Annotated in this window: 1 protein-coding gene; it reads left to right on the top strand. The window is 44.7% G+C overall.

Annotated elements, in window-relative coordinates; all coding sequences use genetic code 11:
- Positions 1-226, top strand: a 226-nt coding sequence (locus ACX6CF_RS26880; protein ID WP_458788443.1) for a DUF6017 domain-containing protein, incomplete at its 5' end; no start/stop codon positions are given.
- Positions 227-262 lie beyond the last annotated feature (36 nt).

Below are 262 nucleotides of genomic sequence, written 5' to 3'. Positions count from 1 at the left end.
CATAAACATTGCCGGAGAGGATTACCCTGCAAAGCTTGTGAAAGACAAGATGCTGAAAATCACCTCGTCCCACATCGAGTATGTCTTTGACTGCTTAGACAAAAACACCACCTATGTGCGGAATATCAAGCGGTATTTGCTTGCAACACTCTTTAATGCCCCCTCCACCATAGACAGCTACTATGCGGCTTTAGTCAACCACGATTTATACAGTCCAAACCGTTAAGGCACTCTGCAAATTTAGGTGCAAAGTGCCTTAACG

Source organism: Vallitalea sediminicola, from assembly GCF_054408565.1.
Note: the sequence above shows the minus strand (reverse complement) of the source record. Positions and strands in the feature narration are given on the sequence as shown.